Below are 23,285 nucleotides of genomic sequence, written 5' to 3'. Positions count from 1 at the left end.
TGTCAGGGGCTCAGGCCGCCCGCGTTCAGGGCGGCAGGACCAGCACCTGATGCACGGCCCCGTCCAGCGGCACGAAGGCGCAGGCGCAATGGGTGGCGGGGCCGGGGCCTGCGTCGCGGCGCACGGTAATGCAGATCTCGGTGCCGTCGATCTTCAGCCGGGCCGAGAAACCGGGCCAGCCGCCGGGCAGGCGCGGGGTGACGACCAGATGCCCGCCCCGGCGGCGCAGGCCCAGAATGCCCTCGACCGCCGCGCGCGACATCCACGCAGCCGAGCCGGTATACCAGCTCCAGCCGCCCCGGCCGCTATGCGGGGCAACGGAATAGACGTCGGCGGCAACGACATAGGGCTCGACCCGGTAGCGGTCGGCTGCGGCAGGTGTCAGGGCATGGTTGACCGGGTTGACCATCGCCATCAGCCGCGCGGCAGCCGTGCCGTTGCCCATCCGGGCATGGGCCAGAATGGCCCACATCGCGGCATGGCTGTATTGCCCGCCGTTTTCGCGCAGACCCGGCGGATAGCCTGCGATATATCCGGGGTCCTGCCCGACCCCGTCCCCGGCCCCGTCAAAGGGCGGCGTGAACAGCAGCACCAGACCGGGATCGGGGCGCACAAGCTGCTGTTCCAGCGACGCCATCGCCTGTGCCGCCCGCGCCGGATCGGCCTGCCCCGACAGCACCGCCCAGCTTTGGGCGATACTGTCGATGCGGCAGGCGGGCGAGGTCGCGGCACCCAGCCAGCTGCCATCGTCAAAGGTCGCGCGCCGATACCATGCGCCGTCCCAGCCCTCGCGCTCCAACGCGGCCCGCAGGCTCTGTGCGTGGGCCCGCCAGCGCAGACCCGCAGCCGGGTCGCGGGGCCGGGCAAGGTCGGCAAACCGGGTCAGCGCATCCAGCAGCAACCAGCCCAGCCAGACGCTTTCGCCGCGGCCCTGTTCGCCCACACGGTTCATGCCGTCGTTCCAGTCGCCCGTGCCGATCAGCGGCAGGCCAAGCGCGCCTGTCCGCGCAATGGCCCGGTCCAGCCCTAGCGCGGCATGATCCCACAGCGTCACCCGCAGCGGCGACGTGTCGGGCTGGAAAAACGCATCGTGCTGACCCGGTGTCAGCGCGGGCCCCTCCAGAAAGGGCAGATCCTCGTCCAGCACGGCCCTGTCGCCGGTCGTCGCGACGTAATCGGCCACCGCATGGGCCAGCCAGACGCAATCGTCCGAGATCAGCGTGCGGACCCCTTGCCCCGAATGCGGCAGCCACCAGTGCTGCACATCGCCCTGCGGGAACTGGCGTCCTGCCGCGCGCAGAAGATGACGGCGCACGCGCGAAGGCTGGGCCAGCGTCATCGCCATGCCGTCCTGCAGCTGATCGCGAAAGCCATAGGCGCCGCTGGCCTGATAAAAGGCCGCCCGCGCCTGAATGCGGCAGGCCAGCGTCTGATAGGGCAGCCAGCCGTTTACCATGATGTCCATGGCACGATCCGGCGTGCTGACCTGCACGGTGTCGGTGATGGCGTGCCAATGTGCCTCGACCCGGGCCAGCAGATCGTCGCAATCCGCGGCGCGCAGCTGCCCGATCAGCGCCTGCGCCGCCTCGGGCGAGGTGGTCTGGCCCAACAGATGCGTCACATCGGTCGTCTCGCCGGGCGCCAGCGTGATCCGGCACTCCAGCGCCATGCAGGCGTCCAGCCCTGCGCCCACACGGCCCGACAACTGGTGCCCCCGCAGCGTCGCCACCGGGCAGCGCAGATCGCCTGCCGGTCCCAGAAACTCTGCACGGTCGCCTGTCATCGCGGTCTGGCGGCCCAGCAGGTCGGCGAACATCACCCGGTCAGGAAAGGCCACGTTCCATGGATTGCGGGCCAGCAGCGCGCCGGTCTGCGGATCAATGCCGGTCACCACATGAGGGGCCGAGGCGTCGCGGGTCACGCCCATGACCGGCTCGGTATAGACGATGACTGTCAGGTGCCGCGTCGTCCGGCCCCCGTTCCGCAGGCCAAGCCGCGAGATGCGGACGGGATCCTCCAGCGGCACGAACTGCAGCAGATCCAGTTCCAGACCGCCTGCATGATGCTGAAACCGGCTATAGCCGAAACCGTGGCGGGCGACATGGCGTCCGGGGGCCGCCAGGGGGCGCGCGGTGGGGGAAAAGACCTCTCCGCTGTCATCGTCGCGGATCAGGAAGGCTTCGGTCGCGGGATCGGTCACGGGGTCGTTCGACCAAGGTGTCAGGCGGTTCTCGCGGCTGTTCCCGGCCCAGGTGCAGCCCGCGCCTGTGGCCGAGACGTGAAACCCGAAGCCGTCATTCGCAATCACATTGATCCACGGCGCAGGGGTGGCCTGACCCTGTTCCAGAATGATCACATATTCCCGGCCGTCGCGGGCAAAACCGCCGGTGCCGTTCCAGAACTCCAGCGAGCCGGCAAGGCCCGTCGCGGCATCCGTCACCGGCGCAGCACTGCCGGTGGCGCGGCCAGCGGGGCGTGTCCCGGCCACCGCAACCGGCCCGGCGCGCATCGCCGCCACCTGATCGGCCAGCGTGCCGCCCCGCGCAGACAGGACAACACGCGCCGTGGCCAGCAGCAAGGCCGTGACCTCGGGCGGCAACAGATCGCGGCGCAGGGCGTGGGTCTGCCCGCCCGGATCGGCGGTCCCTGCGGCGCGCGGGCGGCTGCCGCGCAACGCCGCCTCGATGGCCGATTGCAGGCCCTGAACATAGGATGCGGGATGCTCGTTCAGGATCACCACATCGACGGCCAGCCCTTTCATGCGCCAGTATTCCTGCGCCAGCAGGATCTGGTCCACGGCTGACATGTCGGCCTCATCGTCGATCCGCATCAGCACGATGGGCAGATCGCCCGAGACGCCCTGTGACCACAGCACCGACTGCTTGCCCGCACCACCAGCCCCCGCCTCACCAGCCCCCGCACCCCCGGCCATGGTCGCCGCCGACATGCGAAACCGCGCATCCGGGATCAGGACCGGCGCGGTCAGCGCCTGAAACGCCCCTGCCTGAGCCGTCGTGATGCCCAGATGACGCAGCTGCACCTGCGCCTGTGTCCAGGCCAGCGTCCGGGCGCGGTCCACGGCATTGCGGTCGTGGTGGCGGTCGATCAGGTCGATCAGCGCCTCGCGCGTGTCTGCAACAACCGTCCACAGCGCCAGCCGCGCGGTTTCCCCCGGCGCGATGGAAATGCAGTGGCGCAGGGCAAAGACCGGGTCCAGAACGGTGCCCAACCCACCGCCAAGCGGTCCCCCCGCCAGCGCATCCGCATGGGACAGATCGTTGTCGCGACCAAGAAAGGCCGCACGGTCGGTCTCGTATTGCAGGGGGGCCAGCAGCCGGGCCTCGGTCACAATGAACTGCGCAGTCCAGATACGGGCCTCATCGGGGGATCGTGGGCGGCGGGTGGCGATCAGCGCGCCGTATTCGGCCAGATATTCGGTCTGCACGAACATCCGCGCAAAGGCCGGATGGGCGGCATCGGTGGCGGGTGTGGTCAGGACCAGCTCGGTATAAGAGGTCAGTTCCAGCCCGACCGTCTCGCGCGCAGCCGAGGTCAGGGTCAGCATCCGCACCTCGGCATCATCCTCGCCCGAGACCAGAACCTCGACCGTGGTGGCAATCCTGTCGTCGTGGCGCGAGAACAGCACGCGATCCTCGAGGAGTTCGATCCGGCGGCTGTCGGCGGGACCGCTGCCCCCGATCCCGGTCAGCCGGCCGGTCTGCAGGTCACGCATCCACAGGCGGATGCCCCCTGTGTCGCGCGCGGGATCGGCCTGCCAGCGGGTGATGGCCAGCGGCCCCCACCGGCTGAACCCGCCGCCCTGCGCCGTCAGCATGACCGAATACCGCCCGTTGGACAGAAGATGCATCTGCGGTGGTCCCGGCGGCGCCCCTTCGATCAGGGCCAGCCGCTGCATGTCGCCGGACAGGGGCGTGGCGCGCAGCCTGTCCAGATCGGGGCGCGGCGCGCTGGTCTGCACATTGCGGGGCAGACGTTCCTGCAACAGCAGCTCGGCGGCCCGGATCATCGGTTCGGCGTGAAAGCGGCGGCGCATCCGTCCATTCTGCAGGACATTGGCGACAGAGACGATGGTCATGCCCTGATGATGCGCCATATGGCTGTCGATCACGACAAAGTCCTGTCCGACAGGCCGGCGCTGCGGCGTAAAATCCACAGCCTCGTAAAAGCCATAGGGTCCGGTTGCACCAAGTGAGGCCAGTCTGCGCAGGTTTTCCCACGCGCCGCGGGGATCGACCATCGCGGCCAGTGCCGTGGCATAGGGCGCGATGACCCGGTCCGCAGCCAGCCCGCGTTTCAGCCCCAGATCGGGAATGCCAAAGCTGGAATACTGATAGTTCATGGCCAGATCACGGGCGTTGAAGCCGGATTCGGACACCCCCCATGGCAGGTTCCGGCTGTGGGCATAGCGTTGCTGCGCACGCACCGATTGCAGGTTGGACTGCGCCAGCAGGCTGCCCTGCGGCTCATCCATGACAAGGATCGGCATCAGATATTCGAACATCGACCCGGACCAGGATCCAAGCGCCGGGCCACCCGGCAGCAGCACCGCCGTGCGGCCAAGCCGGAACCAGTGCGTCGCGGGAACGTCGCCCTTGGCGATGGCGAACAGGCTGGCCAGCCGCGCCTCGGATGCCAGCAGGTCGTAGCAGGCCTGATCGCGCGTGTTGTCCTCGGCGGAATGGCCGATGGACAGCAGCTTGCGTTCAGGATCCAGCAGAAACCGGAAATCCATGGCCATCGCCATGGCGCGGGCCTGCGTGGCAAGGGCGTGGAGGCGCAAGGTCAGCGCTTCATGCGGGGGGGCCAGCCCTTCGGGTGGGGGGCCCAGCGCGGCCTCGGCCCGATGCTGCAGCGTGCCCACCCAAAAGCGCGCCTCGTCCTGATCAGGTCCGGCGGTCAGCCCGGCCCCCGCCTTGCGCGACAGGCGCAGGATGGCGGGCCAGTCGGGGCCGTCGCCGGGGGCGGTGACCGCCGCGGCGATCTGATCGGCAAGCGCGATCTGCGGCGCCGACCCTGCCAGGGCAGGCCGGGCCAGATCCAGACTGTCCAGCAGGCCGCGCCTGTCATCCGCCACCGACCCGGTCACGGCCCATTCGTCGCAGGTCTGCGCCAGCGCGATCAGATGACCGGCCAGATTGCCGCTGTCCACGGTCGAGACATAGCGCGGCTGCAGCACCCCGCCGTTCTGCGTGTCATACCAGTTGAACAGATGTCCGTTCAGTTTTTCCAGCGACGCGACCGTGGCAAGCGTGCGCTCCAGCCGCCCGACCGCCTCTTGCACGCTGATCCAGCCGAAATCGCGCGCCGCCACGCAGGACAGCAGATACAGCCCGATATTGGTCGGTGACGTGCGTGCCGCCGTGAAAGGCACCGGCGTTCCCTGATGGTTGTCCGGTGGCAGATGGGAATGCTCTGCTGTCACGAATGTCTCGAAATAGCGCCATGTGCGGCGTGCGATCAGGCGCAGGTCATCGGCGGCCTGCGCAGGCAGCGGCGCGGTCGCGCGGTCGCCGTCGCGTCCCGACAGGGCCGCGATCAGGGGCGCGGCCAGCCACAGCGCCGCAAAAGGCAGGATCAGCAGGGCCGATGCCGGGGCGGCCACCACTGCGGCCGAGCATATCACCACCGCCAGCCCCAGCCCCCCCGCCATGCGGCGCGTCAGCCCCGCCACCGAGGGCACGGGCCCCAGCTGGTCTTTCGCCGCCGTTGTCCATTCCAGAAGATGCCGGTGCGAGACGTGCATCCGCCACAGCGCGCGCCCGATCGCATCCCCCATCCGCCAGGCCGTGTCAGGCAGGAAGGCCAGGTCCAGCCCGACATGCCGGATCGCGGAGACGCTGTCCCGGCCGGTCTGTCGCAGATGGCTGCGCGCGTCGGGGGCCGGACCGGCGGGCACCATCCCCAGCATCGCAGGCAGCAGGACCGGCACCGCCAGCGCCGCCAGCAGCAACGCCGTGGCCACCACGGCCAGCGCAGGCGGCAACAGCCAGCCAAGGCCAAGCGCCGCCATCATCGCGGGCGCCAGCAGCGAACGGCGCAGCGTGTCGGCGATCTTGATCCGCCCCAGCAGCGGGGTGGCCGGGTCCGACACCCGGCCCGCAAGCTGCCAGTCGCCCCGCGTCCAGCGATGCTGGCGCGCGGCGGCCAGATCGTGACGCTCGGGGAAAGCCTCGACCAGTTCGACATCCGAGGCGAGGCCCGCGCGGGCAAAGATCCCTTCCAGCAGATCATGGCTGAGGACGGTATCCGGCGCGATCCGCCCCTGCATCGCCGCCTGAACCGCATCCACATCATAGATGCCCTTGCCTGCAAAAGACCCCTGCCCGAACAGATCCTGAAACACGTCCGAGGCCGCCGAGGCATAGGGGTCCATGCCGCCCGGTCCCGCGGTGCTGCGCAGATAGGGGGTCGAGACGGGGCCGATGGCCGGCGTGACGCGGGGTTGCAGGATCGCATGACCGGCCACGACCAGACCGACCTTCAGAACCGGGCGGTTCAGCGGATGGGCCATCTTGCCGATCAGGCGCGCGGCCACGTCGCGTGGCATCCGGGTATCGGCATCCAGCGTGATGACATAGCGCACGGCATCGGGGACAGGCAGGCTCATCGGGGCAAAGCTGGTCCCGGTGGCGCCGCGCAGCAGGCGGTTCAGCTCCTCCAGCTTGCCGCGCTTGCGTTCCCAGCCCATCCAGACCCCTTCGGCGGGATTGAGGCGGCGCTGGCGGTGCAGGTGCAGAAAGCGCGGACCGGCGGGACCGGGCCGATGGCGGGCGTTCAGGCAGGCAATCGCATCACTGGCCTGCGCCAGCAGGGCCGCATCGCCGGGCATCACCTGCGCAGGCGCATCCGCGCCATCGGTCAGCAGGGCAAAGGTCAGATCGCCCCCGGTGCCGGACAGATGGTGGATTTCAAGGCTTTCGAGATGGCGGGCAAGATCAGCGGCATCCGTCATGATCACCGGCACGACAACCATCGTGCGCAGATGCGACGGCACGCCCGCCCGCAGATCCAGCCCCGGCAGCAGGGTGGCGCCGACGCAGCGCAGCACCATCATGTCGGTCAGCGCGACGGCCAGCGCGCCAAGCGGCATCACCATCGCCAGCAGCCACGGCCAGACCATCCCGCCCGCATCCCGCATCAGCCATGCCGCCAGCAGCACCAGACACAATGTCCCCACCCCGATCAGCCCCAGATAGCCCGCAAGGCCAGAGGCCGGGCCCAGCCTGCGCAGCCACAGCCGCGCGGGGGCGCGAAATCCGATCGCCCGTTCGAACGCGCCGCGCCCCTCGTCGATCAGATGCCAGCCCGGGTCAGAGGCCCGGTCATCCGGGTCGGCCGCCTGCGCAAGCGCGATGGCGCGGCAGGCCAGCGCGATCTCGGGCTGACCGCTGCCGCGCGACAGTTCCTCGATGGCGCTGCGATAGAGATTGCGGCTGGCGAAATCCATCGCTGCATGGCCGGGGTGACGGCGCAGACGCGCCTCAACCAGACTGACATCCTCGAACAGGTCATTCCAGTCGGTCGCGGACAGCCCGCGAAAGGCGGTGATCACATTGCGCAGCGAGACGTTCGAGGCGCCCAACCGGTCCTGCGCGTGACGGACCACGCTGTCGATGCTGGCGCCCTGCCCCGCCAGCCGTTCCTGCAGCCAGCCGATGGCGGGGTTGGTCAGGGGGTCGATATTGCGCAGACGCTCGGCCAGTTGAGCCGCGAACAGCTCCGGCAACGGATCAGTCGAGACCTGCGACAGCAACGCCTGATAGGCCTCGCCGGGCATCAGGATGCGGTCGGCCAGCAGATCAGCCGCGTCGCGCGCCGCCCGGCCGCAGGTCAGCTGGTCGGCAAGTCGGCGCAGGTTCTCGATCAGGACGATGCGCAGGGTGATCGACACGGCCCACAGCTCTCCGGTCGTCAGCGGCTCGATTGTCTGATAGGAGATCAGGAACCGGCGCAGAGCCTGAGCGTCGAAATGGCTGTCGGTATGGGCCACAAAGGCCCAGGCCAGCCCGAAGACGCGCGGATAGCCCGCGAACGGCCCGGCCTTCAGCCTGGGCAGCAGCCTGTAATAGCCGGCTGGCAGATCGACGCGGATTTCGCGGATCTGAGCCTCGATCAGATGAAAATTGTCCAGCAACCAGTCGGCCGCAGGCACCATCGGCTGGCCAGCGGCAGCCTCTCTCGCATGATCACGACAAACGCGGCGCAGGGCCCGTGCGTTGTCTTCCAGCCGGACATGCAGGGAAAAGACCTTCGGCGGGCGGGTCGTCACGGTCTGATCGGCCGCCAGCGTCAGGGCATGCTGTTCCAGCCGTTCAATGCTGAACAGCTCGGACCGGACGGGCGCCGTATCGGACCATGGCAAAGGAAAACTGCGCGATCGCGGAGAGAGGGTCCGGACAGTTCTGTCGAAAAAGCGCGCGATGCTGACGGGATCGGCCATGGAACGGACTATTTTTCCTTTCCGGGCGGTTGCGCCATGGGGCGCAGACCCTCGTCAGACATCAGGGCGGGGGCATCGCCGGTCCCGAGTTTGAGCTGTCTGGTCTGTTTGACCTCGCGATTGCCGTGCTTGCGTTCCTTACCCATGGATCATCCCTTGTATCGAGGCGTCTGTGACGCAGCTTTTCGCGTATATGGCCCGGCCTGCGTGCCAGACGCCTGCGCCCGGCAAAGACCGGCGCCGTCCGCATTCGCACAGACTGTCAGGTTCACGGTGGGCACGGACTGATCCAGAGCAGCCCCGCGCCGGAATTTTCCCGCGTCACGGAAACGGCTCTTCCTCGATCTGGGTGGTGTCGCGGCAGCATGCGGGCTCTGATCAGCTCAGCGTCGGCCGATCTCGGACATTACCCGCTTCAGCGGGGTCAGCCGGTTGATCCGGCCTTCGGTCTGGCCGTCGCGCCGCGGCAACCCGATGAGCCGTGCCCGGCATCAATGCCCGCGACAAGCAGGGCCGTGTCGCCGATGCACGAGATGCGCAGGTCTGGCACAGGCTTTGGAGTGCCCGTCCTGTCTGCAAATGCTATGCTTGCCGCATCTTCGGTTGCCTGACCGGGCAGGGCATCGGCAAAAAGGCAGGAATGAAATATGACCCAATCTTTCGGGCGCCTTGTGGAGCGGCAGATTCAGAAGGCCCTCGCCGAGGGCAAACTGCGGGGCCTGAAAGGCGAGGGAAAGCCGCTGCCCGACCGTTCGGGCGAGGCTTTCACCGACATGGCCACAGCTGTGGCGGTCCGCATGATGGCTGAAGCAGGCGCATTGCCCGAGGAGTTCAAGATCAAGAAGGTGCTGGAAGCCGCGAAGCAGAGCTACGTGGAGGCAGAGGGCGACGATGCCAGGCGCGTCGCGATGGCTCTGATTGCTGACCTCCAGCAGCGGTACAATATTGCCGTCGAGGCAAGGCGGCGGTTCATGGGGTCTTAGGATCTGTCCCGATACAGACCGGATCAGGCGCGTCCCCGGACCTTGGGAAAAAAGCGCTGAACGCGCCGCCTCTGCTCTGCGCTCAGCCAGCGGTATCGCACATCTCTGTTGCGCAGGCCGGGCGTGATTCACCTGCCCGGCAGGTCCGCGATGTCGCCTTGCAGGGGCTGACACAGGCGGACCGGCGCCATGCCGTTCAAAGCCCATTCGTGTCGAACGCAAAGAACACCTCGGGCAAAGTGCCCTTTGTCGCGTTCAGGGCAAAGACATAATCCGACCGTTCAGTGCGCATTTCGCGGCAGGGGATCTGGACAAAGCCGTTCATCCGGCTGGCCCCCTTGCTCCACATGAAGCCAACCCCCAGCCGGTGGGTCACGGCGTCCAGAACACCGTCGCGGGTGTCCAGCACGATCGAGGCGCGCGGCACCAGCCCGGCACCCCTGAACGCTTCGTCCACCAGCCGCTGGGTCGATGACCCCGCGGTGCGAAAGATCAGCCGCTCCTGCAGCAGGTCAAGGCATGTGACCTCGTCGCGCCCGGCAAGCCGGTGGCCCGGATGGACGATCGCCACGACCGACTGGCTCTGGATCTTGCGGCGTCTGAACCGGGGATCGTCGGGAACCTCGGGAAGCACCGCGACATCGACCCGGCCCTCGGTCACGGCCTGAAAGATCTTGCTCCAGCTGCCCATCTCGATCGTCACGTTCACATTCGGGAAATGGCCCTGAAACGCGCCGATCAGCGCCATGCCCGGCAGCGGATTGCCAAGGCCCACGCGCAGCTCTCCCTGTTCCAGCGTGCTGTGCTGCGACAGGATCTGGGCAATGCGCAGCCCGGCCTCCTCGATTGCGCGCGAGGTCTTGTAGATGTCCTGACACAGCGCCGTGGGGACCATATCGTTGGCCACGCGCTTGAACAGGCTGGTGTCCAGCGCCTGTTCCAGATCGCGCACCTGCTGGCTGATCGTCGCCTGCGACACCCCGATGCGACGTGCAGCGGCGGAAAAGCTGCCGGTTTCCATCACGGCATTCAGCGCACGCAGGCGGGCAAGTGTCAGGGCCGCAAGGGCCTCTTTGGGCAACAAGGTCTTCATTCCCCCGCTATAGGAATAGCCTGTAACCGTAACATGACTGTCGCAGTGCGTTCCTATGAGGTCCCTCGAACAGAGCGAGAGGGCCGCGCATGGCAACCATCCAATTCCAGGACATCCGCAAGTCATTCGGTGAGACCGAGGTGCTGAAGGGGGTCGGTCTCGACATTGCCGATGGCGAGTTCCTGTCGCTTGTCGGGCCGTCGGGATGCGGGAAATCGACGCTGCTGCGCATTCTGGCCGGGCTTGAAAGCCAGACCAGCGGATCGGTGCGGATCGGGGGCCAGCCGGTGGACGGGCTGCACGCCGCCGACCGCGATCTGGCGATGGTGTTTCAAAGCTATGCGCTTTACCCGCATCTGACGGTGGCCGAAAACATTGCCGTGCCTCTGGCCATGCGACGGCTGTCCACGGCGCAGCGCCTGCCGCTGATCGGCCGCGCGCTGCCCGGCAGCCGCGCGCTGCGCGCAGAGATCGCCGCGACCGTGCGCGATGCGGCCGGGATGCTGGACATCACGCATCTGCTGGACCGCAAGCCGGGGCAGCTGTCGGGCGGGCAGCGCCAGCGGGTTGCCGTGGGGCGCGCCATTGTCCGCGACCCTGCCGCCTTTCTGCTGGATGAGCCGCTGTCCAATCTGGACGCCAGGATGCGCGTGCACATGCGGTCCGAAATCGCCCAGCTGAACCGCAGCCTGGGCGCCACATTCGTCTATGTCACCCACGATCAGGCCGAAGCGATGACCATGTCGGACCGGATCGCTGTGATGATGGACGGCGAGCTGTTGCAGGTCGGCACCCCGGATGCGCTGTATGACCATCCGGGTGACATCCGCGTCGCGCAGTTCATCGGTTCGCCTGCGATCAACATTCTGCCGGTGGACACCGATGCGGGCGGCGCCATCCACCATCACGGCGCGATGACCGGGCTCTGCGCCGCCGCGGGCGCGGTCGAGCATATCGGCATCCGTCCCGAGGCGCTGTTTCCCTGTGATTCCGGCGGGCTTGTGTCGGGCAAGGTGCGGCTGATCGAGAACCTCGGGTCGGATCTGTTCGTGCAGCTTGTGGCGCCGGGCGTGCCGCTGCCGGTGACCCTGCGCCTGCCGCCCTCTGACCGGGGCAGGGTCAGGATCGGCGATCTGATGCAGCTGCGGGCCGATCCCGGACGGGTCTGCGGCTTTGACGTCGCGGGCAAGGCGGCGCCGCTTGTTTCGGCCGCAAAGGTCCACAGCCATGTCTGAGGTCCTGTCCGCGTCCCGCCCTGCGCCGAGACAGGCCGACATCGCCCGCCCCGAACGCCGCCAGTCCCGCACCGGCATGGTGCTTTTTGCCCCGGCCCTGATCCTGCTGGTCGTGATCCTGATCGTGCCGGTGGCGGCGGCGGCGCTTTTGTCGCTGACCGACTATACCCTGGGCCGTCCGGGCTTTGACTGGGTGGGCTTGCAGAACTATGCCGATGTCTTCACCGGATCTACCTATCGCCGGATGATCGTGACGACCGTGCTCTATGTCATGATCGTGGTGCCGGCATCGGTCTTTCTGGGACTGGGATCGGCGCTTCTGATCCGCTCGCTGAAGGTCGGGCAGTCCTTTTACAAGACCGTCTATTTCCTGCCGGTCATGGCCTCGCTGCTGGCGATGGCCATCGTGTGGGAGTTCGCGCTGCACCCGACGCTTGGCATCGTCAACCAGACGCTGGCGATGGGCTGCGGCTCGGCGCTGGAACTGTGGCCATGGTTCGCGCGGGGCTGCGCCGACGGTTTTCCGCTGTGGCTGGGGGACCGCGACTATGCGCTGTATACGCTGGCCTTCATCGGCATCTGGCAGAGCTTCGGCTTCAACATGGTGCTGTATCTGGCGGGCCTGACATCGGTGCCGAACGATCTGTATGGCGCCGCCTCGATGGATGGCGTCAAAAGCCGGTGGGAGCGGTTCCGGCTGGTGACATGGCCGATGCTGGGTCCGACAACGGTGTTTGTCGTGACCATCAGCACCATCCGGTCATTTCAGGTCTTCGACACGGTCGAGGCGCTGACCCGCGGCGGCCCCGCCAAATCCACCTATGTGATGATCTACGCGATCTACGAAAAGGGCATCGCCCATAACCTCGTGGGTCTTGGCGCCGCGATCACGGTTCTTTTCCTGGCCTTTGTCATGCTGATCAGCCTGGCCCAACGCCGCTTTGTCGAACGCAAGGTGCATTACAAATGACTCATCGCTTTTCCACCCGCCAGACGCTGGCCCATCTGCTGCTGATCCTTGGCGCGGTGATCGTGCTGCTGCCGTTCTATGTGATGATCTCGACCTCGTTCAAATCACCGGCCGAGATTGCGACCAGCACCGGCGGCATGTTCGGCGCGCAGGCCCTCGTTGCCGATCAAAGCTGCATGAACCTGGGCGGGGCCGAGGCGGATTGCCTCGTGCGCCCGGTGATCGACAACTACACCCAGGCCTTCACCAAGGCGCCGCTGTGGCGCTATATGCTGAACGGCGTGATCGTCACCCTGTCGATCTTTGCGCTGCAGACGCTGATCGCCGTGCCTGCCGCCTATGCGCTGGCCAAGCTGAAGTTCTGGGGGCGCGAGGCCGCCTTTGGCCTTGTGCTGTTCTGCCTGCTGATCCCGGTTCATGCCATTGCCCTGCCGCTGTATCTTGCGCTGGCCAGGCTGGGGCTGACCAACAGCTATGCGGCCCTGATCGCGCCGTGGATCATCTCGGCCTTCGGCATTTTCCTGATGCGCCAGTTTTTCATGACGGTGCCCGACGATCTGATCGACGCGGCGCGGATGGATGGCATGGGCGAATTCTCGATCATCTGGCGGGTGATGCTGCCCGCCGCGATCCCGGCGCTGCTGGCCTTTGCGATCTTTTCGGTCGTGGCGCATTGGAACGACTATTTCTGGCCCCGGATCGTCATCACCGGCGACCGCAGCCTGTTCACCCCGCCCCTGGGCCTGCGCGAGTTCAAGGGCGATCTGGGCGACAATTTCTATGGGCCGATGATGGCGACGGCGACGATCATCGCGGTCCCGCTTGTCACGGCCTTTCTGCTGGCACAGCGCCGGTTCATCGACGGCATCACGCTGTCGGGCATGAAGTGACCCCTTTCCCCCCTCCCCTCCCCTCCGCTCAAGGACATTCAAGATGAAACACCTGTCTTCGCTGACCGCAGCCCTGCTTACGACCGTTGCCGCCACACAGGCACAGGCGGTCGAGATCGAAGTGGCCTACGGCTATTCCGCCACTTTCGATCTGACGATCGAACGGATCATGCAGGATTTCGCCCGGGCGCATCCCGACATCACGGTCACCTTCCGCGCCACCTATGAGAACTATGAGGACGCCACCAACACCGTCCTGCGCGAGGCCGTGGCCGGAACCCTGCCCGATGTCTCGTTTCAGGCCCTGAACCGTCAGGCGCTGCTGGTCGAGCGCGGCATCGTCAAACCCCTCGACCCCTTCATCGCCAACGAGCCGGATTTCGAGACCGAGGGCTATCACAAGGCGATGCTGGACCTGTCGACCTTTGACGGCATGATCTACGGCCTGCCGTTCTCGGTCTCGACCCCGATCAGCTTTTTCAACATGGACATCCTGCGCGCGGCGGGCGTCGAGACCGTGCCAGCAACATGGGACGAGGTGATCGAGGTCTGCCACAAGATCAAGGCCACCACCGACAAGGAGCCGCTGTACTGGGAATGGAACATCTCGGGCAACTGGCTGCTGCAGGCCGCGATGTGGAGCCAGGGCGTGCCGATGATCAAGGACGGCAAGCTGAACATGGACAATCCCGAGGGACTGAAGGCGCTGGAACTGGCCAAGGCGATCTTTCAGGACTGCGGCATGAAAAACGTCATCGGCGGCGACGCGGCAAAGACGCTGGCGGCGGGCGATCTGGGCATGTTCTTCAGCTCCACCGCCTATGTCGGCTTTGTTGACCGCTCGAAGATCGGCGACTGGGAATTCGTGACCGCACCCTATCCCGGCATCGACGGCGCCCCGCAGGCGCTGCCCGCAGGCGGGAATTCCGCGATGCTGACCTCGCAATCGGGTGACCCGGAGGTGCTGCAGGCGGCATGGGAGTTCATCAAGTTCGCCACATCGGGCGAAGGCGCTGCCACTGTGGCCCTCACCACCGGCTATGTGCCGCCGAACCGGGTGGCCAATGCGCTGCTGATGGACGATTTCTACGCGGCCAATCCCAACAAGCTGACCGCCGTGAACCAGCTGCCGCTGCTGTCGGAATGGTTCGCCTATCCCGGTGACAACGGGCTGGCCGTGACGCAGGTGATCGAGGACCATCTGGAATCCATCTTCGTCGGCGATGCCGGGGACATGGAGGCCCTGCGCGATGAGATGGTGGCCGAGGTCAACGCGCTTCTGCCGCGCTGAACCTGCCCGGCTCTTGTTCCTGTTCCCGACCGGCGCGGCGAATGATGGTCGCCGCGCCTCCCTTGCAAAGGACCTCAGATGTCTGACCCCCTCCGCTTTGCCATTCTCACCGATCTGCATTTCGTGCCCGAAGGCCAGACGATCTATGGCTTTGATCCGCGCAACTGCCTGCGCCGGGCGCTTGATTTCCTCGACACCCTGCCACAGGTCGATTTTCTGGTGATCGCGGGCGATCTGACCGACCGCGCCGAGCCTGCCGCCTATGACAGCCTGCGGGCCGTGCTGTCCGGCCTGTCGGTGCCGGTGATCCTGATGGTCGGCAATCACGACGCCCGCGCGCCGTTTCAGGCCGCCTTCCCCGACGCCCCCCGCGACCGCGACGGCTTTGTGCAGGGCCTGCACATCTTCCGGCAGGCCAGTCTGATCACGCTTGATACCCTCTGCGAGGAAACGGACGGTCATTTCGGACGTCTGTGCGCCAGACGGCTGGACTTTCTGGAGACAGCCCTGCGGCAGGCCCCTGCCGACCGGCCGGTTCTGCTGTTCCAGCATCACCCGCCGATGAACCTGTCGATCCCGCCGATGGACGCGATCCGCCTGCGCGATGACGAGGCCGAGCGGGCCGTTTTCGAACGCGCAGGCCGCAGGCCCGATTACCTGTTCATGGGCCATGTGCACCGCCCGATCTCGGGGCTGTGGCACGGCATCCCCTTCCACATCCAGCGCGCGCTGATGCATCAGGTGCATCACGAATTCGACCAGCCGGGGCGGATCATGGGCTCCATCGAGGCGCCGGATCTGGCCTATGTCACCGTCACGGCGGGCAACATCCTGATCCACGACTGTTTGTTTGCCTATGATGGCCCGGTCTACGATCTTGAATCGCCGGACGCTGCTGCGGTTGCCACCCCCCTGGAACTGGAGCGGCATTGATGCGGCTTGACGATTACGACGCCTTTCTGTGCGATCTGGACGGCTGCCTGATTTCCGGCTCGGTGGTTCTGCCGGGGGCGCAAGAGCTGCTCGACTATGCGGGCGACAGGCTGATCATTCTCAGCAACAACTCCACCGATACGCCTGATACCCTGTCCGCGCGTCTGAATATGCTTGGCCTGCGGGCACCGGCTGCGCGGATTGTTCTGGCAGGCACTGCCGCGCTGGATCATCTGGCGCAACTGCCCGACATGCGGCTGCGCCTCTATGGCAGCGACGCCTTGCGGAGCTATGCCGAAAGGCTGGGCCTTTCGCTTGAAGATCACGATCCGACGCATGTTCTGCTGACGCGGGACGAAGGCTATGACTACAATGATCTGCGGGACACGCTGGGTCTGCTGGTGAACGGGGCCCGGCTGTTCATCGCCAATCCCGACGAAAGCCACCCCGGCGCTGATGGCGCCCCTGTTCCCGAAACCGGCAGCTTGCTTGCAGCAATCCTCAGCATTCTGCCGGATCTGCCCTATACCGTCATCGGGAAGCCCGAAGCAGGGCTGTATCTGGCGGCATTGGCCCGTCTTCCCGACACCCTGCGCCGCGTTCTTGCCATCGGCGACAATCCAAAGACGGATGCCGCAGGCGCCCGGCGGCTGGGCCTTGACTGCGCGCTTGTCGGCCCGCGCCATGGCACCTGGTCAGATCTTGGACATCTGCTGGGCGCTGGCACCAAAGGGGAAAGCCACGCCCTGTCGGAAGCGATGCGGTCACAGGAATTGCAGATCGCGCAGCGCACAGGCCCCTGACCCGGCTTGTCACCCGCCTTGTCACCCGATGGGCCACCTCGGGCGCTGATATGCATCAAGGACGGCGCCGATCACCGGGCCTAAGTTGCAAGGACAGCAGCCATCGTCCGGACACGGACATTCATGGGCGCTGCCAAACAAGATGCGATAAAGCGCCATGGTGCCGATATGAGAAACCGACCCGGAGGAACGACGACCTCGGGCAGGTTCCCGACACCGGCGCGCGTCGCAATCTGCACCACAGGAGCCGCGCCATGATGCGCAGACGAACCATTCTGATCGGAGGCGGCCTCGGCGGCCTGGCCCTTGGTGGCGCGGGCTGGCTGCGGACGCGCGCAGCGGCGGACATGTCCGCCCATGCCGCGGGTCTGCGTCAGCCGTTGCCCGCAGCAGCGTCCACCCGCGATCTGATCCGCTATGCGACGCTGGCCGCGAACGGGCACAATACGCAGCCCTGGCTGTTCCGCGCAGACGCGCGGGGCATCGACATCCTGCCCGACCTGACGCGCCGGACCCCTGTTGTGGACCCCGACGATCACCATCTGTTCGCAAGCCTGGGCTGTGCGGCGGAAAACCTTGCGCTTGCCGCAGGCGCGCGGGGGCAAGCGGGCCAGATCCGCTTTGACGCCAATGACGGCGGCAAACTGCGCGTCGATCTTGGACCTGCATCCGCAGGGGACACGACCCTGTTCGACGCCATCCCACATCGGCAGTCCACGCGCTCTGACTATGATGGCAGCAAGGTCAGTGCGGCTGATCTGTCCCGGCTTGCAACGGCGGCCGCGGTGCGCGGGGTCGATCTGGTCCTGATGACGGAACGGGCGCAGATCGACCGATTGCGTGACCTTGTGATCGCGGGCAACACCGCCCAGATGGCCGACCCGGCCTTTATGGCCGAGTTGATGCACTGGCTGCGGTTCAACCCGACCGCGGCGATGACGACCGGCGACGGCCTGTACAGCGTCGCCAGCGGCAACCCCGCCCTGCCGGACTGGCTGGGACCGCGCCTGTTTGACATGGCCTTCACCGCCGAGGCAGAGAACAGGAAATACGCCCGCCAGATCGCATCTTCCTCCGGGATCGCGGTGTTCGTCGCGGCACAGGACAACCCCGAACATTGGGTGCAGGCCGGGCGCGCCTGCCAGCGATTTTCCCTGCAGGCGACCGCGCTGGGGCTGAAGACCGCCTATATCAACCAGCCGGTCGAGGTTCCCGGCCTGCGGGCCGATCTGGCCTCACTGGCCGGTCTGCCGGGGCGCAGGCCCGACATCGTGATGCGCTTCGGGCGCGCGCCCGCGATGGCCATGTCGGCGCGCAGGCCGGTCGATCAGGTGATGGCCTGAGGGGCTGACCCTGCCGCTGCCCCTGTCGTGTGTTGCACCCGACGCGTCGGCGCGGCCGGTCGGGTCATCTGGCTGGCGGCCGCAATCAGTCAAGTCAGTTCAGATGAACGTCGACAGGTCCTGCTCGGGAACCGATGCGCCGTTGGTGGCCGCCAGACGCTCCAGCTTGTTCAGCAAGTCCCGGTACCGGGTATTGTGGGTGTAGGCACCGATTGCTGACACGATAAGCTGCCAGTCGTCCTCGGACAGAACGGTTCGCAATGTGGACACGCAACGGACCGGCGGCATCGGAACACGGCTTGATATATGAACAGGGGGCAAAATATTATCTTTCGTTGCTTCGGGATGCACGTCCCGGTCATCATGCCGGGACACCCGCCGGGTTTTCCTCGTTGCGGACGAGCACCCCCTCACGCCGAGGGTTCGAAACGCCGCATGGTCAGTTCAAAGACCTCGTCGTCGTCCGGGGCGGGTAGCGCGCTTTCCAGCAGAACCCTTTCGCTCTTGCCGTCGATTTCGATCTGCCCTTCGCTGTACTGATCCAGCTGTTCCTGAGTCATGTGCGTGCTGATCCGAAGTCTGATGTAATCACCCCCGGTCTCAATGATCTCGCCCTCCAGTTGCGGGCCGTCTTCCAGTGTGAAGGTCGCGTTACTCATCATCCATTCCCCGGTTCGCCTGCATCAATGCGCAGGGAAGGAACGCGCACCAGCCGGTCCGGATCCATGCGCGCGCCAAACGAGCAGGATTTAGGTCCGATACTGTGACGAACGCCTCCGCAGAGTTCCAGATGGCCCCGGCGGTCACCTCGGCGATCCCGTCGGCAGGGAACGCAGCGGCAGCCTCGCGAGATGGCGAACCCGCAGTGGAACGCCGCAGGGCACCATGAGCACCGATGACCGCGAGGTCTGCAACGTCATGCTCGGGCTGATGAAGACCTGCCGAAAGCGCGGCGTCCCGTTCTTCGCCCATCTGGGCGATCGCCTTGGCCGCAGCCAGACCGACGCAGGCAGTCCCTTCCCTTCGGCACCCGTCGTCGCCCCGCTCACCTGAACAGTGGCACCCGGAAGCCTGCCCCGGCGACGCTCTGCCGGAAGGCCCGATCCCGATAAATTATCCTTCCACCAAGGGAATTCCACATTCAAACGCGCATAATTATTATAATTTGCAGATTACCTATGCGTTTTGAAAGGCTGCGCTTCAAGGTCTTTGTCCAGCCGCGCCGCGAATCTGCTGCGCCACCGCTCTCACCCTGCCCGGCCCCAGCAAACACGGGCGTTCCGGCTCAGCGCGGCCACTGCACAGGCCCTTGCATCCGCTTTCAAACGGTCATTTACTTGCAACATCATAAATCGCAAAGGCGCCCTTCCCCATGCCCCTGATCGGCTATGCCCGCGTCTCGACCGAAGATCAGACCCCCCTGCCCCAGGTGCAGGCCCTGACCTCTGCTGGCTGCTCTGACATCCACGAGGAACAGGCCTCGGGCGGCAATCGGGCCCGCCCCGTGCTGGCCCGCCTGCTGGACCGCATCGGCCGGGGCGACACGCTGGTCGTGGTGCGGATCGACCGGCTGGCACGATCGCTGTCGCATCTGCTGGAGGTGATCGAGCGGCTGGAGGCCAAAGGCGCGTTCTTCCGCTCGATCCAGGACCCGATCGACACCGCCAGCCCACAGGGCAAGTTCACGCTGCAGGTTCTGGGCGCCGCCGCCGAATTCGAACGCGCCCTGATCCGCGAGCGGACAAAGGCCGGGCTGGACAGCGCCCGCAGCCAGGGCCGGATCGGCGGCAATCCCGGCCTGCGCGCCCGCGACCCGGCGGCGTTGCGCAAGGTCCGCCTCGCCCGCCACGACGGCTACATGACGAGACTGGCCGAGACCGCGACCGAATGGGTGCCGCATGTGCGCCGCCTGCGCCCGGACATGGCGTGGGAGGACGTACTGCGCATCATCAATGCGCCCCTGCCCGAGGCCCGGCGCTGGACACAGGCGCGGCTGCTGCGCGCGGTGAACGCCTATATCCGCGACGGATTTCTGCCCCGGACCGTGCTGGCCCGCGCCCCCCGCCGAAATACCGACGACCGCCTGCCCGCCCTTGTCGCCGCCATCAAGGGCGCCGATCCCGACATCACCCTGCAGGCGATCTGCACCCGGCTGGAAGCCATGCGAGAACGCACCCCGCGCGGGCGGACAAGCTGGCAGCCCTCGTCCGTCAGGATGCTGCTGGAGAGGGCTGTGAGGCTGGGGCTGCTCAGCTGAGAGCATTCCCCCATGCGCCTCGATGGCGCGGCCTAGCGACAGGATGCGCCTCGGCACCTGCCCCGCGCCGCGGCTGGTTTCGCAGCGAAACCAGCCTTGTTCAGAACCGCGCAGTCCACCAACCACCTCAGGGCCCGAAAGCCGTCCATATGCCCGCCGGAGGTTTCGCTGCGAAACCGCTATCGCTCCAGCAGCGCGCGGATTTCCAGCATCAGGCTATCCATCAGATCGCCGGTGAGCGGGGCGCCCTCAAGACGCAGAAGGTAGCCCTTGCTGTCCTCGGATCGCCTGATTGTCACGCCGCTGGAGGTGCGCAGCGTCTTGTCGTCGATCCAGCCGTGAACGGTGGCCGGCTGGCGCTTGGGGCGCCCTCCCCGGCTCGGGTCGCGGACCGCTTGCTCCTGCACGCGGATCACGGGTTCGATGGCCAGCCACTCGTCATCGGCATCCGCCGGCGCGGCCTGCGACAGGGCCAGCCGCAACCGGCCCTCGGCGCCCTGACGCAGCGCGGTGGCCAGTTGCAACCCGCGCCGTTCGGTCAGCTTTTCGGGGAAGTGCAGCATATCGCCCAGCTCTTCAAAAATCAGCGCAAAAGAGCGGATCTTGGACCGCTTGGCCTTTGAGCCCGAGGAAAACAGCTTGTCCACCGCATCTTCGGTATTGGCGAAGGCGCCGTGATTGGCGGCAATCACGGCGATGCGGCCCCGTTCGAAATGGCTGAGTTCCTCGCGGACCTCGTTTTCCTCGATCATCGAGACAAAGGCGTTGGCGCTGTCGGATCGCGGGCGGATGATGGCGCGGATGGTGCGGTATTTGTCGGCCTCGGTCAGTTCCAGCAGGCCGCGCGTCGCCAGCAGGCGGCGATAGCCCGACAGCAGGCCATAGCGCTGACCGTCCCTGCCCGTCTGGTCCAGCTCGAACACCTCGACCGGCAGCCGCAACCCGTGGGCTGCGATCGACTGGCGCAGCTCGAGCATCTCATCCTCGCCCATGGTCATGCGGTCGCGGATCATGGCATCGGCGTCGATCTGCTCCAGCGGGATCTCGGTCAGCAGCAGGCCCTGTTCCTGAGCCGCGTGAAAGCGCGCGGCGTCCGCCTCGGCCCGCGCGCGGGCGGCGCGGGCATCGGTGCCATCGGCCTGCGCGTGCGAGGCGCTGTCGGCGGCCACCTGCGCAATGGGTGCGATGCCCCTAACCGGCAGCACACGGTCAGGGGTTTCGCTGCGAAACTGAGCCTCGATGCGGCTGAGGTCTTCGTTGCTGGGGGCTTCCAGCCGCCTGCGCTTAACCATCCTTGGGGTCCTCCTGTCCCGCCTTGTCCATCTGAAGATCGCGCCACCATGCGCCCAGGATCAGCTCCTTGACCTCGGCCCAGGTGCGGTCAAAGGTCTCGCGCCCGCGGACATAGGTGTCACGGTTGAATTCGCGGTAATCGGCCTCGTAGATGCCGTTCACCTGTTCGCCCGCCTGTCCGACCATGGCGGTCAGTTCCTGCCGGTAGGTGGTCATGAAGTCGCCGAAATAGGCCTGAATGACATTGGCCAGATCGGTCTGCTGCCCGGCCTCGAACCGGGTGATGATGGCGCGGACAGCGTCCCATTCGAACCGCATCTCGGGCAAGCCGTCGCGGCGGCGGGCGGCGTTTTCGCCATCCTCGACGCTGGCAAAGGTCGAATAGAGCATATCAAAGAACCGCCCGGTCGAGTCGAATTCGAGGAAGGTCGCGCCAAGCGGAACCAGCAGGATGTCGGCCGCCGCCAGCGCATTGATCGTCAGATAGCCGAGGGCAGGGGGGGTATCTATGATAATGATGTCGTATTCGTTAACGATGCGGTCGTTGGTCAGCGCGTTCGACAACGCATCCCACAGCGGCCAGCCGCGCAGACCCATGCGCCAGACCGGCACCTGAAACTCGGCCCAGTAGAGGTTCAGCTGCGCGCCCAGAAGGTCGATATTGGGCCAATGCGTCGGCTGAATCACATCGCGGGCGGTGATCTTCAGCGCCTCGGTCAGGGTCTCGTCGAAGGGCAGGGGGGGCTGGCCTGCGGCGTCGCGGACGCGGTTTTCGTCCTGCAGCGCCAGCGCGTAATCCTTGGCCAGCAGCGGGAAGGCGGTGGACCATTCATCGGCCACCTGACCGCCCATGATCGAGGTCATGCTGCCCTGACTGTCCAGGTCGATGACCAGCACCTTGTAGCCGTCCAGCGCTGCCGACATGGCCAGATGCGCGGCGGTCGAGGTCTTGCCGACGCCGCCCTTGAAATTCGCGACCGCGAGGATCTTGGCGGGCAGGCCCTCGGGGCGCCAGGGCCGGTATTCGCGGTCGGAGGCGCCTTCGGTCGCGAAGTGGTCGCGCAGACGCAGCACCTCGTCGAGGCTGAACCATTTGGAGTTCCCCTCGCCGGTGCCCTGCGGCAGGTCGGGATATTTGCGCAGCACGCGGCGGAAATGGGCGGCGGCGACGGGGATCAGATAGCGGCAGATCTCCCATGTGGAAAAGCGGCGCAGGCGCTTGCGGCCGTCGGGGGCATAGCCACGTTCGGCCAGATCCTGACGGCCACGGGCCGCGAAGGCGGCGGCGCGGGCGAATCGGGCGGTGCCGATCGGCTCGGACAGGCGCTTGGCGGCGCGGGCCGGGTCGATGCTGAAATAGGGGGGAAGCGGTTCTTTGCCTGACATCTCGTTCCTGCTGCGATGTATCATGTTCGGGCGTGCCTTGGCCGAACTATCGCACATCAAAGCGGGGAAGTGAATCGCTCAGGGCCGGTTTCGCCGCGAAACCCCCGATTCATGCCTGAAAAAGGCATCATAAAGCTTGTAGAGTCTTTAAGATCTTTAGAATCTTTGCGATGGAAATATCTTTTAATCAGAGTGCCTTATTGCCAATCCGGTGCCTGTCTACAGGATGAATGGTCCCCGTTTGCAGGATGACAGGTGCCCGTCTGCGGGGCGCGGGGCACCGATTCGCAGGATCAGGGGTGCTGATTCACGGGATTGCCCAAATAAGACCGGGAAACGCCCCGGAA

General features: G+C 66.3%; 16 protein-coding genes. 10 read left to right on the top strand and 6 right to left on the bottom strand.

Annotation, left to right across the window (positions count from 1 at the left end):
- Window positions 1–25: 25 nt before the first annotated feature.
- Entirely contained in the window at window positions 26–8,461 is an 8,436-nt protein-coding gene (locus tag ACK41U_RS00995; RefSeq protein WP_409674578.1) for a GH36-type glycosyl hydrolase domain-containing protein, read from the bottom strand.
- Between the two features lie 647 nt (window positions 8,462–9,108).
- On the opposite strand from ACK41U_RS00995, the gene ACK41U_RS00990 reads away from it, so the two are divergent.
- On the top strand, window positions 9,109–9,444 hold the full coding sequence (locus ACK41U_RS00990; RefSeq protein WP_409674576.1) for a DUF1992 domain-containing protein: 336 nt from the start codon (window positions 9,109–9,111) through the stop codon (window positions 9,442–9,444).
- Between the two features lie 196 nt (window positions 9,445–9,640).
- Here the strand turns inward: ACK41U_RS00990 and ACK41U_RS00985 are convergent, their stop codons facing one another.
- A complete protein-coding gene (locus tag ACK41U_RS00985; RefSeq protein WP_409674573.1) occupies window positions 9,641–10,537 on the bottom strand; it encodes a LysR family transcriptional regulator in 897 nt (298 codons plus the stop codon).
- Between the two features lie 89 nt (window positions 10,538–10,626).
- On the opposite strand from ACK41U_RS00985, the gene ACK41U_RS00980 reads away from it, so the two are divergent.
- The 7 genes from ACK41U_RS00980 (at window position 10,627) to ACK41U_RS00950 (ending at window position 18,002) form a co-directional block, all read left to right on the top strand.
- Window positions 10,627–11,772 (top strand): ABC transporter ATP-binding protein, encoded by a 1,146-nt coding sequence (locus tag ACK41U_RS00980; protein ID WP_409674570.1) that lies wholly within the window; start codon window positions 10,627–10,629, stop codon window positions 11,770–11,772.
- 76 nt (window positions 11,773–11,848) lie between these two features.
- Window positions 11,849–12,742 carry a carbohydrate ABC transporter permease gene (locus ACK41U_RS00975; protein ID WP_409674861.1) on the top strand — a complete coding sequence of 298 codons (894 nt, stop codon included), beginning with the start codon at window positions 11,849–11,851 and terminating at the stop codon, window positions 12,740–12,742.
- Complete coding sequence (locus ACK41U_RS00970) at window positions 12,739–13,632, top strand: carbohydrate ABC transporter permease (protein ID WP_409674567.1); 894 nt, start codon at window positions 12,739–12,741, stop codon at window positions 13,630–13,632. The genes ACK41U_RS00975 and ACK41U_RS00970 overlap by 4 nt, the downstream gene beginning before the upstream one ends.
- Before the next feature lie 43 nt (window positions 13,633–13,675).
- Entirely contained in the window at window positions 13,676–14,923 is a 1,248-nt protein-coding gene (locus ACK41U_RS00965; RefSeq protein WP_409674564.1) for an ABC transporter substrate-binding protein, read from the top strand.
- Window positions 14,924–15,001: 78 nt separating this feature from the next.
- Window positions 15,002–15,856: a phosphodiesterase gene (locus ACK41U_RS00960; protein WP_409674562.1), complete on the top strand. Its 855-nt coding sequence runs from the start codon at window positions 15,002–15,004 to the stop codon at window positions 15,854–15,856.
- Window positions 15,856–16,659 (top strand): HAD-IIA family hydrolase, encoded by an 804-nt coding sequence (locus ACK41U_RS00955; RefSeq protein ID WP_409674560.1) that lies wholly within the window; start codon window positions 15,856–15,858, stop codon window positions 16,657–16,659. The genes ACK41U_RS00960 and ACK41U_RS00955 overlap by 1 nt, the downstream gene beginning before the upstream one ends.
- A 254-nt stretch (window positions 16,660–16,913) precedes the next feature.
- Window positions 16,914–18,002 carry an Acg family FMN-binding oxidoreductase gene (locus ACK41U_RS00950; RefSeq protein ID WP_409674558.1) on the top strand — a complete coding sequence of 363 codons (1,089 nt, stop codon included), beginning with the start codon at window positions 16,914–16,916 and terminating at the stop codon, window positions 18,000–18,002.
- A 99-nt stretch (window positions 18,003–18,101) separates the two neighbouring features.
- Here ACK41U_RS00950 and ACK41U_RS00945 read toward each other — a convergent pair whose 3' ends face one another.
- Window positions 18,102–18,272, bottom strand: a complete 171-nt coding sequence (locus ACK41U_RS00945) for a hypothetical protein (RefSeq protein ID WP_409674556.1) — start codon at window positions 18,270–18,272, stop codon at window positions 18,102–18,104.
- Window positions 18,273–18,412: 140 nt separating this feature from the next.
- Window positions 18,413–18,661, bottom strand: a complete 249-nt coding sequence (locus ACK41U_RS00940; RefSeq protein WP_409674554.1) for a hypothetical protein — start codon at window positions 18,659–18,661, stop codon at window positions 18,413–18,415.
- Window positions 18,662–18,887: 226 nt separating this feature from the next.
- Here ACK41U_RS00940 and ACK41U_RS00935 point away from each other — a divergent pair, with 226 nt between their 5' ends.
- Window positions 18,888–19,055: a hypothetical protein gene (locus ACK41U_RS00935; RefSeq protein ID WP_409674552.1), complete on the top strand. Its 168-nt coding sequence runs from the start codon at window positions 18,888–18,890 to the stop codon at window positions 19,053–19,055.
- A gap of 319 nt (window positions 19,056–19,374) precedes the next feature.
- Entirely contained in the window at window positions 19,375–20,259 is an 885-nt protein-coding gene (locus ACK41U_RS00930) for a recombinase family protein (protein WP_409674550.1), read from the top strand.
- Window positions 20,260–20,438: 179 nt separating this feature from the next.
- On the opposite strand, the gene ACK41U_RS00925 is transcribed toward ACK41U_RS00930, so the two are convergent.
- Together ACK41U_RS00925 and ACK41U_RS00920 are read right to left on the bottom strand one after the other, a co-directional pair.
- Window positions 20,439–21,551: a ParB/RepB/Spo0J family partition protein gene (locus ACK41U_RS00925; RefSeq protein ID WP_409674548.1), complete on the bottom strand. Its 1,113-nt coding sequence runs from the start codon at window positions 21,549–21,551 to the stop codon at window positions 20,439–20,441.
- Window positions 21,544–22,938 (bottom strand): AAA family ATPase, encoded by a 1,395-nt coding sequence (locus ACK41U_RS00920; RefSeq protein ID WP_409674546.1) that lies wholly within the window; start codon window positions 22,936–22,938, stop codon window positions 21,544–21,546. The genes ACK41U_RS00925 and ACK41U_RS00920 overlap by 8 nt, the downstream gene beginning before the upstream one ends.
- Window positions 22,939–23,285: the final 347 nt, after the last annotated feature.

This window comes from Paracoccus sp. (in: a-proteobacteria) (genome assembly GCF_046289755.1).
Lineage (GTDB): Bacteria > Pseudomonadota > Alphaproteobacteria > Rhodobacterales > Rhodobacteraceae > Paracoccus.
This window is presented reverse-complemented; position numbering and strand designations above follow the sequence as displayed.